A 14745-nucleotide genomic window follows, 5' to 3' on the forward strand; every position below is an offset into this window, starting at 1 on the left:
CGCCCGTTCAGGCCGGTTCAGGACTGCTGCGGTTTGCGGGCACGCGCCGACGGTTGCAGGGCAGCCTTCGGCAGGTGCGCGATCCCCGCCTGGATGCGCTCGGCCGTGCCGAGCAGGATGGGCAGGTTGCGTTCGAGCTGGTGCGCCCGCGAGGTGGGCAGCACGATCCCGAGTCCGCCGAAGATACTTCCGTCGGCCTGGAACACCGGGACGGCGAGCGAGCACGATCCGAGCCGCACCTCCTCTGAGGCGACGGCGAAGCCCTGGCCGCGTACCTTGTCGAGTTCCCGGCGGAGCTGCTCCGGGTCGGCCTTGGTGAACGGGGTGCGCTGCACGAGCGCCGCGCCGAGCACGGCGTCACGCACCCAGCCCGCCTCGAAGGCGAGGATCGCCCGGCCGACAGCGGTCGCGTGCATCGGCAGCCGCCCGCCCACCCGGGAGGCCTGCGGGACTCTCCTGCTCCCGTAGACCCGGTCGATGTAGAGCACGTCCGCGCCGTCGCGGATGGCGAAGTGGGCGGTCTCCTGCGTGAGGCCGAACAGGTCCTGCAGGTACGGGCGCACGACGTCGCGCAGCTGCCGTCCGGCATGCTGGCCGAGTTCCCAGAGCCGGAGGCCGATCTGGTACCGGCCGCGGGCATCCCGCTGCACGGCGCCCCATTCCTCCAGCTCGCCGAGCAGGCGGTGCACGGTGCTCTGGGGAAGGCCGCTCTCGGTGCAGATCTCGGAGAGGGTCCGCGCGGAGGGGCTGGACTCGAAGACGGCCAGGATGCTGAGCACGCGCGAGGTCACCGTCTGCCCCGGTGAGGTGGTGCGTCCTGCCACAATTCCCCCCTCGCGCCCCGCTGCGCTCGACTCCAGCCCCATCGTACGTCGCCGGAGATCGGATAGCGTTGACGGGATACCCCCCGACCGAGCCTGTTAAGGAAACGACCATGACCGCGCCCTCCGAACCGACGGATGCGTCCGCTCCGAGCCCCGGATCACCGAACGGCCGTGGCACCCTCGCCTGGCGCAACGCCGTCTTCGCGGTCTTCTTCATCAGCGGACTCGGCCTCGCCAGCTGGGTCGCACGCATCCCCGCGGTTCGCGACAGCCTGCGGCTCGACACCGCGCTCGTCGGCGTGCTCATCTTCGGCCTCTCGGCAGGCTCTGTGCTCGGCCTGGTCGTCGCGGTGCGGCTCCTCGCCCGTTTCGGCGCCCCCCGGGCCATGACGATCAGCGTCGCGACGTCCTCGATCGGACTGGTCGTGGTCGGCGCCGGCGCGACCCTGCTCGGATCCGCCCCGGTCGTCTTCGCGGGCCTTGCCGCCGTCGGCCTCGGGATGGGTTCTCTCGACGTGATGATGAACGTCGAGGGCGCTGCGGCCGAACGGGCGATTCGCAAGACGTTGATGCCGCTGATGCACGCCTGCTTCAGCCTCGGAACCGTCGTCGGGGCGCTGCTCGGTGCCGCGGCATCCGCACTCTCCGTCTCGGTGTTCTGGCACCTGACGGCGATTGCGGTGCTCGTGTTCCTGATCGCGGTCCTGGCCGTTCGGTCCATTCCTGAGCTCGAGAACGCTGCCGAGACGAGTGCGCCTGGCGAGCCGGCCAGCACCTGGCGCAGCCGGCTGCGAGCGAGCCTGTCGGTGTGGGCAGACCCGGGCGTCCTGTTGATCGGTGCGATCGTGCTCGGGATGACGTTCGCGGAGGGCTCGGCGAACGACTGGATCGCGCTCGCTTCCGTCGACGGCCACGGTTTCAGCAATACCGCCGGCGCGATCGTCTTCGGCGTGTTCGTCGCAGCGATGACCGTCGGCCGGGTGATCGGCGGGCCGGTGATCGACCGGTTCGGCCGTGTTCCCGTGCTGCGGGCCTGCGCCGTCATCGGGGTGCTCGGGCTGCTCCTGTTCATCCTCGCGCCGAACGACTTTGCACTCTACGCGGGCACCGTGCTGTGGGGCGTCGGAGCCTCACTCGGCTTCCCTGTTGGCATGTCGGCCGCCGCGGACGACACGAGGAATTCCGCGGCCCGGGTCAGCGCCGTCGCCATGATCGGCTACTTCGCCTTCCTCGTCGGGCCGCCCGTTCTCGGCCTTCTCGGCCAGAACTGGGGCATCCTGAACGCCCTGTACCTCATCGTCGCCCTGATGGCCCTCGCCGGCCTCGCCGCTCCGGCCGCCCGCGAGCGCCACCGCCGCTGACCCCTCCTGTCGAGCGGTTGCTTCAGACCGGTTAAGCTCGATGCGTGCGCCTCGTAATTGCCAACTGCTCCGTCGACTATGCCGGAAGGCTGAACGCACACCTGCCGCTCGCCACCCGCCTCCTCCTGCTCAAGTCGGACGGCAGCGTGCTCGTGCACTCCGACGGCGGCTCCTACAAGCCGCTCAACTGGATGAGCCCGCCGTGCTCCCTCGTCGAGCAGGTCCCCGATGACGAACAGACGGATGCCGGCATCACCCAGGTCTGGACCGTCACCCACGCGAAGACCGCAGACCAGCTCATCGTCAGCATCCACGAGGTCCTGCACGACTCCGCCCACGAACTCGGCATCGACCCCGGCCTGATCAAGGACGGCGTCGAGGCGCACCTGCAGAAGCTGCTGGCCGAGCACATCCATCTTCTCGGGGACGGCCACACCCTCGTCCGCCGCGAGTACATGACAGCGATCGGCCCTGTCGACATCCTCGCCAGGGACGCCGCCGGCCACTCGGTCGCGGTCGAGCTCAAGCGCCGCGGCGACATCGACGGGGTCGAGCAGCTCACCAGGTACCTCGAGCTGATGAACCGCGACCCGCACCTGGCCCCGGTGGCCGGGGTTTTCGCCGCACAGGTCATCAAGCCGCAGGCCCGGATGCTCGCAGAGGATCGCGGCATCCGCTGCCTCGTGCTCGACTACGACGCGATGCGCGGCCTCGACGACACGCAATCCCGCCTGTTCTGACCTGCCCGGGAGGGCCCTGACGGGCGTTTTCTTTCGAGGGAGCGCTCTCATGAAGGCAGGAGTAGCAGCCCATCGGATTCCGGCATAAAGGAGAAAATTACCCATTTCGTGGGAAATCGGGCCTCTGGCCTCTAGGATTAGCGAGTGAATTCGACTTTGACTCGCACCTGGAGTGCAATACTTTTTGACCTCGACGGAACCATCACCGATTCCGCCCCGGCCATCACCAACTCCCTCGCCCGGACCTTCGCCCTTCTCGGCCGACCGGTTCCGACCGACGCCGAGTTGCTCGCCTATGTCGGCCCGCCCCTCTTCGCCGCCTTCCGTGAGTACGCCGGCATGACGGCAGAGGAGGCCACTGAGGCCGTCGCGGTCTACCGCGCCGACTATCACGGCGAAGCCATGCTCGACACCGCCGTCTACCCGGGCGTCGCCGGCCTGCTCCAGCGCGTGCACGAGGCCGGAATCCCCCTCGCCCTCGCCACGAGCAAGCCGGAGCACGCCGCGATCACGATCCTCGAGCACTTCGACCTGGCCCGGTTCTTCACGGTCATCGTCGGGGCGAGTGACGCGGAGACCCGCAGCGCCAAGGCCGACATCGTCGAAGAGGCCCTGAACCGCCTCGCCGCCGTCGGCACGAGCCTCAGCACCCCCGTCATGGTCGGCGACCGCAGCTACGACGCGGAGGGCGCCGCAGCCCACGGTGTGCCGACGATCCTCGTCGAGTGGGGCTACGGCTCTCCCGCAGAGGCCGCCGCAGCGACCGCGACCGTCTACTCCGTCGACCAGCTCGCCAAGCTCCTCCTCGGCTGACCCGCAGCGGATGCCGCGGCGCGCGCCCGACGCTCCGCTCCGGCATCCGCAGCGATCGTGTTCTCCGACCGAATGTCGGTGGTCCCTGCGACCCTGTCGCCATGAATACGACTCAGCCACGGATGCAGCAGATCATCCCTGGAGTGGAGCCGTGGCGCTGACGGGACCCACTGCAGCGGCCCGGTCCCTTCCGTAGCTGCGGGCGTTCGCCCGTCCGCCCGCTACGAGCTCGCCGCCGTTGCACCCGCAGACAGGTCGTAGAGCGTGACGCTGTCGACGGTCTGGGCGGTGAAGTTCTCCGCGACCCAGGCGGCGATCTCGCTCGAGGCACTCGATCCGCCGTTGGCCTGGCCGGTCGTTCCACTGATGAAGTAGTGGATCTTCCCCGCTGCCACATCGGCCTGGAACTCGGCGAGGGTGGGGGCGGGGTCGCTCCCGTTGAAGCCGCCGATCGCCATCACCGGCAGTTGGGTCGCGAGCTGGTAGCCGGCGGCCGAGTCCGACCCGATCGCCGCGGCGACCCAGGTGTAGCTGCCGGAATCCACAGAGAGCAGCGCGGCGAGGCTTGCACTGACGCTCGCTGATCCCATGAATCCTCCGGCACCGCCGGGGCGCCCTCCGGTCGGCAGCGTCCCTGTCGTGCCGTTCGGGACGGTGCCGTTCGGGACGGTGCCGTTCGGGACGGTGCCGTTCCCGACAGTCGGGCCAGCCGGCGGAGTGCCGCCCCCGGCGAATCCGCCGGCGTTGCCGCCGGGGAACCCGGCCCGGCCGCCGGGCATTCCACCGCCGCCCATCCCGCCCATGCCGCCGGAAACGGTCGGGCCGGCCGTGACGATCGACCCGGTGTGGGCCGTCGACACGGTCTCGAGCGTGTAGGCAACGGGTGCCAGCAGTGCGCCGGTGAGGGCGATCGCGACCGTGGCCCTGCCCCACCACTTCCCCGGCAGCCTCCTGAGCCAGGCCGCCCGCGGCGGCGCCATCAGCAGTCCGGCGGCGACCAGGCCGAGCGCGGCGACGACGAACTTCAGCCACGGCAGCCAGTCGGTGGCGCGGTCGAGCAGCACCCACGCCCAGGCGCTCGTCGCGAGCATCGCGACGGCCGCCGTGATCCGGGCCCAGAGCGCCGTGCGTTTCATCCAGACGAGGCTCGCACCGATCGCGAAAGTTCCGGCGAGCGCGGGCGCGAGGGCGACCGTGTAATAGGCGTGGAAGATCCCGGCCATGAAGCTGAAGGCCAGCGCGGTCAGGATCAGGTACCCGGCGAAGAGGAGAAGGGTGGCCCGGCGGAGCGAGATCCGCGGGGCGCGGCGGAGCACGACGAGCGCCGCGACGCACAACACCAGCGCGGCGGGCAACAGCCAGGTGATCTGGCCGCCGAATTCGCCGAGGAAGAGCCGGAAGATCCCGGTCTCACCCCACATGCCGCCCGTCAACGCACCCGTGCCGCCGGCGCCTCCCGTGACGCTCCCGGTCTCGCTCCCGGTGAGCCGGCCGAATCCGTTGTACCCGAACGTCAGCTCGAGGAAGCTGTTCGTCTGCGAGCCACCGATGTACGGACGCCAGTTCGCCGGGACGAGTTCGACGATGGCGACCCACCAGCCTGCCGAGACGATCACGGCGCCGAGGGCCGCGAACGAGTGCCAGAGGCGGGTGCGGAACCGGTGCGGCGCCGCGTACAGGTAGACCCCCGCGAGCGGAGGCAGGATCAGGAATGCCTGCAGCTGCTTGGTCAGGAATCCGAAGCCCACCATCGCTCCCGCCCAGAGCACCCATTTCAGGGCACCGGTCTCGATGCCGCGCAGGGTGAAGTAGGTGGCGAGGCTGAGGAGGAGAACGAGCAGGGCATCCGGATTGTTGAACCGGAACATCAGCGCGGCGACGGGGGTCACGGCAAGCACGGCGCCGGCGAGCAGGGCGGTGCCTGCCGAGAAGCGGCGGCGCACGGTGGCGAAGAGCACGGCGACCGATGCGACGCCCATCAGGGCCTCCGGCACGAGGATGCTCCACGAACTGAGTCCGAACAGGCGCACCGAGAGGGCCATCAGCCACAGGCTCGCCGGCGGCTTGTCGACGGTGATCGCGTTGGCGGCGTCGGAGGACCCGTAGAAGAACGCGGTCCAGTCGACCGAGCCGGCCTGCACAGCGGCGGAGTAGAACGAGTTGGCCCAGCCGCTCGCGCCGAGGTCCCAGATGTAGAGCACCGCTGTCGCGAGCAGGAGACCCAGCAGGGCCGGCCGTTCCCAGCGCGCGGAGCCGGCCCTGCCCCGCACGAGGGTGCGCGGCAGGGCCGCGAGGCTGGTCACGAAGCGGGCGCCGAAGCGGGCGTCGAGCGGAGAGACGGAGGGGCGCGGGGAAACCTGGGTCGTCATGAACTGGTCACTTCCTGTCTGGCGGGAGCGTCCCTCCGGGAGGGCTCGTCGCGGGAGGTCACTTCGTCGCGGGAGGTGCGTGGTTCCGTCCTGGTCGGGGCCGGCGTCCGCTGGCTCCGGAAGACCCAGAGCCGCAGCAGCACGAACCGCATCACGGTCGCGAGGAGATTGGCCGCCGTGAGCACGATGATCTCGGCCTGGGGCCCGGCATCCGCTCGGACAAGGTGCAGCACGAGGAGGGATCCGCTCGTCACGAGCCAGGCCAGGCCGAAGATCACAAGGCCCTGCGCCTGGTGCTTGACCGCGCCTCGCCGCCCGCGCACGCCGAAGGTGAGGCGTCGGTTGGCCCAGGTGTTCGCGATCGCGGTGATGAGCAGGGACAGGAAATTGGCCAGCTGGGCCGGCATCACGTACTGGAGCACGAGGTAGAGCAGCGCGAACGCGATGGTCGACAGCACGCCGATCACGCCGAAGCGCAGCACCTGGCCGAGGAAGGTCGGCGGGGTCGGCGGTTCGAACGGCGGTCGGCCGAGCTCGGCGTAGATCTCGTCGACGGGGATCCTGCCGGTGACGAGCGAGTGCGCCACCCGGACCAGGCCCTTGAGGTCGTCGGCGGCGGTACCGACGACGTCGACCCGGCTGTCGGGGTCGTCGATCCAGTCGACGGGCACCTCGTGGATCCGGAGCCCGGCGCGCTCGGCGATGATGAGCATCTCGGTGTCGAAGAACCAGCCGTTGTCCTCCACGAGGGGGAGCACCCGCTGGGCGACGTCACGGCGCATCGCCTTGAAGCCGCACTGGGCGTCGCTGAATTCGACGCCCATCGTCGTGCGGACGAGGGCATTGTAGCTTCGGGAGATGAACTCGCGCTTGCCGCCGCGGGTGACGCGGGACCCGCGCGACAGCCGGCTGCCGATGGCGACATCGGAGTGGCCGGAGAGCAGCGGGGCGACGAGCGGCGGGAGCGCACGGAGGTCGGTGGAGAGGTCCACGTCGACGTATGCGACGACTGCGGCGGGCGAGGCGAGCCAGACCCGCTTGAGCGCCCGGCCCCTGCCCTTCTCGACGAGGTGCACGGCGTGGACGCCCGGCAGTTCGGCCGTGAGCGAGTCGGCGATCGCGGCGGTGTTGTCGGTGCTGGCGTTGTTCGCAATGGTGATGCGCCAGGGTTCCTCGAACTGGTCGGTCAGGTACGCGTGCAGCACACGGATGCTGCGCGCGAGGGTCTGCTGTTCGTTGTACACGGGCACGACGACGTCGAGGGCGAGAGCTGCTGATCGGGTCATGGTGGCCACTCTCCGCCCAGAGCCTATGCCAGAGCACTGGCCGCGTTATGAGTGCGGAAAGGAAGACCTGTGAGGTGCCTGTGCTGCCCGACAGGGCTAGGGTGGGGTCGAAGGAGGCCCCGTGACCACCGCACAGCCGAATGATCGCCGGCAGACCGCGAGGATCGTCGTCGGGGTCGACACCGGCCAGCCGGATGCCGTCGTGCAGCAGGCCGCCGTCTTCGCGGAGCACTTCGGTGCGGAGCTCGTCTGCGCGTGGGTCGACACCGGACGCTACGTGATCGAGGAACACCCGGACGGCAGCGTGACCTCGCTCTCCTTCGATCCCGATGTCGTGGACCTCGCCGACGAGGCTCTTCCTCCCCGGCTCGCCGCACGGCTCACGGCTGCGCTCGAAGGCCGCCCGGTCGCGTGGAGCACCCGGGCACTCGCCGGGGACCCCGCCCTCGCGATCGGCACACTCGCCGACACCCTCGGCGCCGCCATGATCGTCGTGGGTACCCGGGAGTCGAGCGTCCGAGCGGGACTTCAGGCCTTCTTCAGCGGTTCGATCGCGGTGCGCCTCGCGCATCGCCAGCACCGGCCGGTCGTGATGATCCCGCTCGCGCCGGTCCCCTTCGAACAGCGCCTGCCGTGGGAGCCCGCCTGATTCCCACCGGGAGTCCTGCGTAGCGGCTCAGGCGAAGGGCATCACGGCCATCGCCGCCGTCATGGCCGACATCCCGAGGAGGTTGCCGCGTTCGAGCCGGGTGCGGCTCTCGGTCACGAGCAGCACGAGGGACCACACCACGAACGCCCCGCCTGCCACGCAGACCAGGGGCAGCAGGAGCGAATCCGAGTGGGTGTGCCCCGCCGCGGCGGCGCCGCCCGGGGACATCACCGTGTGAGCCATCAGCTGGCCGGCGGTGACCACGAGGCCGAGCGGGTGGTGCAGCAGCATCGTCTGCCCCGCACCTCCGTGAGGTGTCGCATTCTGAGGCGCGCCCGTGGCGGTACGGCGGCGGAGCAGCGCCGAACAGGTCAGTCCCCAGGCGATCAGGATCGCCGCCCACGGCAAGGGCCCGAGGCCGAAGACACCGGAGGCGGAATCCGTCATCGCCGCGAGCATCACGAGGGTGGAGACGACCGCGAGGCCCGACCGGGAGCGCCGGCTGCCGAGCACGCAGCAGAGGTTGAGCGACGCGCCGCCGATCATGATTCCGTGCAGTGCCCAGGTCACCAGCGCTCTCCTCTCGTCCTAGTGGTGCGTGTGCTCGTGCGCCGCGCCGTCGTGGCCGTGCGAGCAGTGCGACACCGGTTCGTTTGCCGGCACGTTCATCGCGGGGTTCGCACCGAAGAAGCCGTATGGCTTGAGCGTGAACTTCGCGTAGTCGACCGGCATCACCGGCCAGTCCTCGATCCGGGGGAAGTGCGTCGGCCCGAAGGTGTGCCAGAGCACGATGTCCTCGCCGTCGATCGACCTGTCGCCCGCGATGTACTTCGTGATGCCGTCCCCGCCCGGGTTCTGGTGCACGAAGTCACCGGCCGCGAACTGCTCCGCCGGGTCGTACTGGGTCACGAAGAGGTGCTTCGTTGCGAACTCGGCGCGCTTCGCGATCGAAGACCCCGGGTCGGCCATCAGCGTCGGAGACTGCTCCGGCTGCAGAACATAGCCGGTCGGGCGCCCGAGCCGGTTGGTCTTCTCGGTGTTGACGATGTGCCAGGCCCTGGCGACGGATGCGTCGGCGACCCGCCCGGAGCCCGCCTCACTCGTGAGCCGGGTCGTCTTCTTGGTGAAGGCGTTGCCGTGCGGGTTGCCCGGCCCCATCGGCAAGCGCACGCCGTCGATCTCGTCGACGGCGTTGGACAGCCCGTCGACCATCATGTCGAGCCGCGCGCTGAAGAGGTGCTGGTGGTACGGGGCGCCGAGCCCGGGAGCGACCTCGCTGGCATACGCGTAGTCTCCCTCGATCGCGGTCTCTCCGATAGGCTCCCCGATCCCCGGGTATGCCGATGTGAAGAGGATGCCGGTGAGCTTGGCCTCGCACTCGATGGTGCCGTCGAGCGACAGGTACCAGTAGAACCCGTAGTCGTAGTTGCCGACGGTGGTGAAGAAACTGATCACGAGTCGCCGCTGCCGGCGCACCTCGTTGGAGCCGGTGAACATGTCGCCGTGCTTCCAGAGCGTTCCGACGTCCTCCTCGTGCATGCAGATGCCGTTCTTGATCGTGAACGGGTTGCCGAGTTCGTCGGCGAGGACGGCGTCGAAGTACTTGATCTCGCCGACGCAGTCGCAGCCGAGCGCGAGGGAGTTGGTGAACCGGCCGAAGAGGTACTCTCCGGTATCGAAATAGTTCTGCCAGAACCGCACCGGGGACGGGTCCCCGTATGGCACGAGCATCTCGTTGATCGAGGCCCGGTAGATGACCGGGCGCTCCTCCCCCGCGTCCGTGAAGGAGAGCTGGCGCAGCACGAGGCCCTCGCGGGTATCGAAGCCGACCTGGAACTTCCAGTTCGCCCAGCTCACCCACTCGCCGTCGACCGTGAAGCTCGGTCCTTCCGGCTGGGAGATCACGATCGGCTTGAGGGTCGTGAGCGGGGCGCCCTGCACGGCCGGGTCGTCGAAGTTGCCGCTCTCCGCCGGGATGTCGAGGGTGCCGACGTCGATGAGGCGCGTGATGGTGCGGGAGGCGGTGTCGACGTAGGCGGAGAGCCCATCGACCGGGTGCGCCCAGGGGTGGTCCTCCGGGTAGTCCTGGCGGAACGCGAGCACCCGGACGATCCGGCGGCCGACCTCTTCCGGGTAGTCGTAGTGCCCGGCAGAGAGCGGCACGACAACGACCTCTTCGATCGTGGTGCCCCGCGCGGCGAGTGCGGCGACCCAGCGCGGGTCCTCGGCGACGATCCCGGCGATCGCGTCGAACTCGGCGAGCAGCACGGGCAGCTGGCCGGCCGACCCGTCGAGCACGCTCGTCGTGAGCACCGCGCGACCGGGGATGGAGACGATGTTATCCGTCGACCGGCCGGTCTCCATGTCGAGAAGCATCACCCGGGCCTGCCGGTCGGGAAGCGGCCCGGTGCCGTCCTGCCAGGCGAGGACCTCACGCTTGTGCGGTTCCCACAGCCCGACATAGGCGAAGCGGGTGGTCGCGTTCCAGTCGGCGCCCGCCGTGACGACGTCGCGCACGGTCTCGAACTCTGCGGCGGTGAGGCTGCCGACCGGGTGGCTCGGCACGGTCCCGGCGTCGTGCTGGCCGTGGTCGTGATCGTGGCCGCCGTGTTCGTGGTGGCCGTGCGGGGTGTCGAGATCGGTGATGGTCATGGTTCTCCAGTCGAAGGGTGGTGAGAGGTGAGCGGATGCTGCGGGCGGGGTCAGCGGGTCACCCGCCGATGGCATCCGTGATCTGGTCGTATGCGACCCGGTTGGTGCGCTTGAGGATGAGCGCCTGCACGAGTCCGCCGAGCGGGAAGAGCACGACGAGGCCGAGCAGGACCGCGCTCACGACGCCGAACACGGGGGCTCCGTCCGCGTCGACGTCACCGACGAGGAAGGGGAAGTTCGTGGCGATGAGCACCGCGGCGCCGAGCAGTCCGAGGAGGCCGAGCACCGGGGCGATCACCGTGTTCCAGAGCCGCCTGTCCTTCCTGGTGCGGGCGAAGTAGACGACGACCGCGACGCTCGTGACGGCCATCAGGACGGCGATCGCGAGGGTCGCGACGCCGGAGAACCAGGTGAAGACCTGGAGCACCGGGTCGAGGCCGAGCGCGGCGAACAGGATCGTCAGGATCGCGGCTGTCGCGGTCTGCACGATCGAGGACAGGTGGGGTGCGGAGTGCTTCGTGTGCACCCGGCCGAGGAAGTCGGGAAGGACCCGGGCGTTGGACATCGAGTGCTGGTAGCGGGTGATCACGTTGTGGAAGGACAGCACGCACGCGAACATGCTCGTGATGAGCAGCACGTTCATCACGACCTGCCCGATCGGTCCGAGGTAGGCGAGGGTCGTGATCAGGATCATCGCGCCCGGGTTCTCCGCGGCCTGGGCGACGACGCCGCTCGGTCCCCATGCCATCACGAGCGCCCAGGACGCGAGCGTGTAGAAGACGCCGATGCCGATCACGGCGACGTAGGTGGCCCGCGGGATGGTGCGGCCGGGGTCCTTCGCCTCGTCACGGAAGATCGCGGTGGACTCGAAGCCGATGAAGGCGGCGATCGCGAACATCAGGCCGATCGCCGGGGAGCCGGTGAGCACGTTGTTCGGTTCGAAGGGCGCCATCGAGAGGCCCTCCGGGCCGCCGTTGACGACCACCGCGACGACGAGCGCGAGCACGACGCCGACCTCGCCGAGCAGGAGCACACCGAGCACCTTCGAGCTCAGGTCGATGTGCCGGTAGCCGAGGAACCCGACGAGGGCGACGGCCGCGAGCGAGTAGAGGTACCAGGGCAGGTCAGGTGCGCCGAGGCCCGTGAGCGTGACGCTCAGGATGTAGCCGACGTACCCGTATACCGAGACCTGGATGGTCGTGTATGTGAGAAGCGCGAGGAAGGCCGTCGCGAGGCCGGCCGGCTTGCCGAGCCCGTAGTTCACGAAGGTGAAGAACGCGCCGGGCTTCGGCACGTGCTTGGTCATCGCGGCGAGGCCGACGGAGAAGAAGAGCAGGACGATCGCCGCGATGGCGAACATCGAGGGGAATCCGACCCCGTTGCCGAGCAGGATGCCGAGCGGAGCCGAGCCGCCGATGACGGTGAGCGGCGCTGCGGCGGCCACGACCATCAGCACGATCGACGTGACGCCGAGGGAACCGGTCAGGGAACGTTCGGCGGGCAGTGTGCCAACGGATGCCGTTGGATCTTTCGTGAGGGTCATGTCATCTCCAGCTCGAGCGGGTTCGTCAGGGAAAGTCGGGGAGGCGGTGCGGAAGGTCTGCGGCCAGCCTGTCGGACCCCTGTTGCCGACCGGTCTCGCCGGGGTAAACGTCCGGGCGGCCCGAATGAGACACGGGCCGCCCGTTGTCCCACTCGGCGGTCACGCGACCGAAACACTCCCGAAGCGCGGCCGCAACGCCGGATGGTTAGCCTGAGGCTCCGCACCGCCGCCCCCGACCGTGAGCTTGTGAACGAGAAAGAACGAGGCCGGACCGATGACCGCACTGGCCAGGGCCATCAACGATCCGCAGCCGGTCGACGGCATCGGAACCCGCTCGCCCGTCGATGGCCTCGACCGGCGCAGCGTGGGATTCCTCGACGTGCTCGCGCAGTCCGTGTCCGCCGTCGCCCCATCCGCCGCCGCGACCACGATCCCACTCCTCGTCGCCGTCGTCGCCGGCGGCGCGACGGTGTGGTCGCTCGCGACCGCGATGCTGCTCGCGTTCCTCGTCGCGACGACGATCAACCAGTTCACCCGGCGCATCGCCGCTGCCGGGTCGATCTACACCTTCGTCTCCCGCGGGCTCGGCACGATGGCGGCGTTCGTCGCCGGCGTCGGCCTGCTCGTCGGCTACGGATTCATTTCGATGTTCGCGCTCGGCGGCGCCGGGTACTACCTCACGATCGTGGTCGGCAGGTTCTGGCCGGCGCTCACCGGATCCGTCCTCGTCGCGGGCCTGCTGATCGTCGTCATGGCGGCACTGTGCCTGCTCGTGCTGGCCCGCGGCATCCGTCTCTCGACCAGGATCACCCTGCTCGTCGAGGCGGTCTCGGTGCTCATCATCGTCGTGCTCGTTGTCGCGCTGCTCGTGCGGCTCTGGCCGGTGCTCGACTGGTCGCAGCTCGCGCCGGGCGGAATCGACCCCGCCAACTTCGCGGTCGGGTCCGCCCTCGCCCTCACGGCCTTCGTCGGCTTTGAGAGCGCCTCAACACTCGGTGTCGAGGCGAAACGCCCGTACGCGAGCATCCCGCGGGCGATCGTGTTCACCGTGCTCGGGTCGGGGATGCTCTACCTGCTCGCCTCGTTCAGCCAGCTCGTCGGGTTCTCCGCCCTCGGTGGCACGATCGCGGCGAGCGCGTCCCCGGTCAACGATCTCGCCGCCGCATACGGGATCGACGCGGTCGGCCTGCTCCTCGACGTCAGCATCGCGACCTCGTTCCTGGCCTGTGCGATCGCGTCGACGACCGCGCTCGTGCGGGTGCTCTTCTCGATGGGCCGGGAGGGCCTGCTGCCGAGCAGGTTCGGGCGCACCCACCCGCGCTATCGCACGCCGTTCGGCGCTGCACTCGTCGCGATGACGGTGATCACGGCGGTGCTGCTCACGACGATCGCGCTGTCCGGCAGCATCTGGCAGACCATGGAGGTGCTCATCGTCGGGGCCGCTGGCGGCTACATGACCGCGTACCTGCTCGTCTGCGTCGCCGCGCCCGTGTTCCTCCGGCGGATCGGCGAGGCCACCTTCTGGCCGGTGTTGTTCGCGGTGCTCGCCGCCGTGCTGCTGGGCGCCGTGCTCGTCACCTACCTCGCCGTCGAGAGCGGCTCGGCCAGGGCGCTCGGGGTCTGGGTCTTCCTCGGCGTGATGGCGCTCGGCCTCGCCTGGTGCGGCCTGCGATTGCGGAGGCGCCCCTGGCTTCGGGACACCATCGGGGTCTATGACGTGCCCGTGACCGGCGACGTCCTCGGCGGGCCGGGCCCGGCGGATGCCGCGGCGCGGGAATCGGGCCGGGCCGGCCCGTGACGGGCGCCGCGCACCTCGGTGCCCGCCAGCCGAAGGCCATCCAGAGCGCCCTGACGGTGCTCGAGGAGGTGGCCCGCTGCGGGTCGGGGGTCACGGCGCGGGAGATCTCGGACAGCCTCGGGCTGCCGAAGGCGACAGCGTACCGGCTGCTCAACCTGCTGGTCCAGGACGAGTACCTCGTGCGGATGCCGGACCTGCGCGGGTTCGCCCTCGGCCGCAAGGTCGTCGAACTCGCCCGCCTGGTCGCGCCCGCCCAGCCACCGGAGGCTGTGCGCGAGGTCGTCGACCGGCTGCGCTCCCGCATCCGTGGCGGCATCCACCTCGTGCGTTACGACAGCGACGGGGTCCGGGTGATCGATCCGGACCCCGACTACCCGCCGAGCGTGTCCGTCAGGAGCGCGCGGGCGCTCGAGACGAGCGCGATGGGCCGGCTGCTGCTCGCAGAACGTCGAGGGGCCGAGTCGTGGGTACTCGGCGAGGACCCGGACCTGGCCGGGCAGCTCGCGACGGTCCGGACCGACGGCTACGCGTACTTCCCGAGCCCGTGGGCGCCGGGGAACGGCTGTCTCGCGATCCCGATCCGGAACCGGGAGGGAACGCTCGTCGCTGGGCTCTGCCTGTCGGCCCCTGCTGCACGGATCGGCGACCCTGCGGAATTCCTCGCCCTGCTCAGGATGGGCGCACGGGAACTCGCGCCCCTGCTCGCCTGA

Annotated in this window: 12 protein-coding genes; 6 read left to right on the plus strand and 6 right to left on the minus strand. The window is 69.8% G+C overall.

What is annotated here, in order from left to right; genetic code table 11:
• Nucleotides 1-17: 17 nt before the first annotated feature.
• Entirely contained in the window at nt 18-824 is an 807-nt protein-coding gene (locus RHM57_RS17170; protein WP_134449226.1) for an IclR family transcriptional regulator, read from the minus strand.
• A gap of 110 nt (nt 825-934) precedes the next feature.
• Between RHM57_RS17170 and RHM57_RS17175 the strand changes: the two genes are divergently transcribed.
• The 3 genes from RHM57_RS17175 (at nt 935) to RHM57_RS17185 (ending at nt 3738) form a co-directional block, all read left to right on the plus strand.
• A complete protein-coding gene (locus tag RHM57_RS17175; RefSeq protein WP_322141065.1) occupies nt 935-2185 on the plus strand; it encodes an MFS transporter in 1251 nt (416 codons plus the stop codon).
• A gap of 44 nt (nt 2186-2229) precedes the next feature.
• Nucleotides 2230-2925 (plus strand): endonuclease NucS, encoded by a 696-nt coding sequence (gene nucS / locus RHM57_RS17180; protein ID WP_134449228.1) that lies wholly within the window; start codon nt 2230-2232, stop codon nt 2923-2925.
• A 144-nt stretch (nt 2926-3069) separates the two neighbouring features.
• Nucleotides 3070-3738: an HAD hydrolase-like protein gene (locus tag RHM57_RS17185; protein WP_241975487.1), complete on the plus strand. Its 669-nt coding sequence runs from the start codon at nt 3070-3072 to the stop codon at nt 3736-3738.
• A 221-nt stretch (nt 3739-3959) separates the two neighbouring features.
• Here the strand turns inward: RHM57_RS17185 and RHM57_RS17190 are convergent, their stop codons facing one another.
• Nucleotides 3960-6107 carry a glycosyltransferase family 39 protein gene (locus RHM57_RS17190; protein WP_322188920.1) on the minus strand — a complete coding sequence of 716 codons (2148 nt, stop codon included), beginning with the start codon at nt 6105-6107 and terminating at the stop codon, nt 3960-3962.
• Nucleotides 6104-7393: a bifunctional glycosyltransferase family 2/GtrA family protein gene (locus tag RHM57_RS17195; RefSeq protein ID WP_134560496.1), complete on the minus strand. Its 1290-nt coding sequence runs from the start codon at nt 7391-7393 to the stop codon at nt 6104-6106. The genes RHM57_RS17190 and RHM57_RS17195 overlap by 4 nt, the downstream gene beginning before the upstream one ends.
• A gap of 121 nt (nt 7394-7514) precedes the next feature.
• Here RHM57_RS17195 and RHM57_RS17200 point away from each other — a divergent pair, with 121 nt between their 5' ends.
• Nucleotides 7515-8042 (plus strand): universal stress protein, encoded by a 528-nt coding sequence (locus RHM57_RS17200; RefSeq protein ID WP_134562088.1) that lies wholly within the window; start codon nt 7515-7517, stop codon nt 8040-8042.
• Between the two features lie 27 nt (nt 8043-8069).
• On the opposite strand, the gene RHM57_RS17205 is transcribed toward RHM57_RS17200, so the two are convergent.
• The 3 genes from RHM57_RS17205 to RHM57_RS17215 are packed head-to-tail and all read right to left on the minus strand — an operon-like array spanning nt 8070 to nt 12237.
• On the minus strand, nt 8070-8612 hold the full coding sequence (locus tag RHM57_RS17205) for a hypothetical protein (protein ID WP_322188922.1): 543 nt from the start codon (nt 8610-8612) through the stop codon (nt 8070-8072).
• Nucleotides 8613-8630: 18 nt separating this feature from the next.
• Nucleotides 8631-10694, minus strand: a complete 2064-nt coding sequence (locus tag RHM57_RS17210; protein ID WP_134449233.1) for a primary-amine oxidase — start codon at nt 10692-10694, stop codon at nt 8631-8633.
• 58 nt (nt 10695-10752) lie between these two features.
• Complete coding sequence (locus RHM57_RS17215; protein WP_134449234.1) at nt 10753-12237, minus strand: APC family permease; 1485 nt, start codon at nt 12235-12237, stop codon at nt 10753-10755.
• Between the two features lie 274 nt (nt 12238-12511).
• Here RHM57_RS17215 and RHM57_RS17220 point away from each other — a divergent pair, with 274 nt between their 5' ends.
• Together RHM57_RS17220 and RHM57_RS17225 are read left to right on the plus strand one after the other, a co-directional pair.
• The gene (locus RHM57_RS17220) at nt 12512-14035 is read left to right on the plus strand and encodes an APC family permease (protein WP_134562086.1); all 1524 of its coding nucleotides are present in this window, start codon (nt 12512-12514) and stop codon (nt 14033-14035) included.
• Nucleotides 14032-14745, plus strand: a complete 714-nt coding sequence (locus RHM57_RS17225; protein ID WP_134449236.1) for an IclR family transcriptional regulator — start codon at nt 14032-14034, stop codon at nt 14743-14745. Before RHM57_RS17220 ends, RHM57_RS17225 begins: the two co-directional genes overlap by 4 nt.

Origin of the sequence: Cryobacterium sp. 10S3 (genome assembly GCF_034344045.1) — a bacterium.
Taxonomy (GTDB): Bacteria; Actinomycetota; Actinomycetes; order Actinomycetales; family Microbacteriaceae; genus Cryobacterium; species Cryobacterium glucosi.

What these genes read in the sequence shown, in the direction of transcription:
- RHM57_RS17175 (WP_322141065.1), top strand. Translation starts at nt 935, where the DNA reads ATGACCGCGCCCTCCGAACCGACGGATGCGTCCGCTCCGAGCCCCGGA.
- RHM57_RS17190 (WP_322188920.1), bottom strand. Translation starts at nt 6,107, where the DNA reads ATGACGACCCAGGTTTCCCCGCGCCCCTCCGTCTCTCCGCTCGACGCC.
- RHM57_RS17195 (WP_134560496.1), bottom strand. Translation starts at nt 7,393, where the DNA reads ATGACCCGATCAGCAGCTCTCGCCCTCGACGTCGTCGTGCCCGTGTAC.
- RHM57_RS17210 (WP_134449233.1), bottom strand. Translation starts at nt 10,694, where the DNA reads ATGACCATCACCGATCTCGACACCCCGCACGGCCACCACGAACACGGC.
- RHM57_RS17215 (WP_134449234.1), bottom strand. Translation starts at nt 12,237, where the DNA reads ATGACCCTCACGAAAGATCCAACGGCATCCGTTGGCACACTGCCCGCC.
- RHM57_RS17220 (WP_134562086.1), top strand. Translation starts at nt 12,512, where the DNA reads ATGACCGCACTGGCCAGGGCCATCAACGATCCGCAGCCGGTCGACGGC.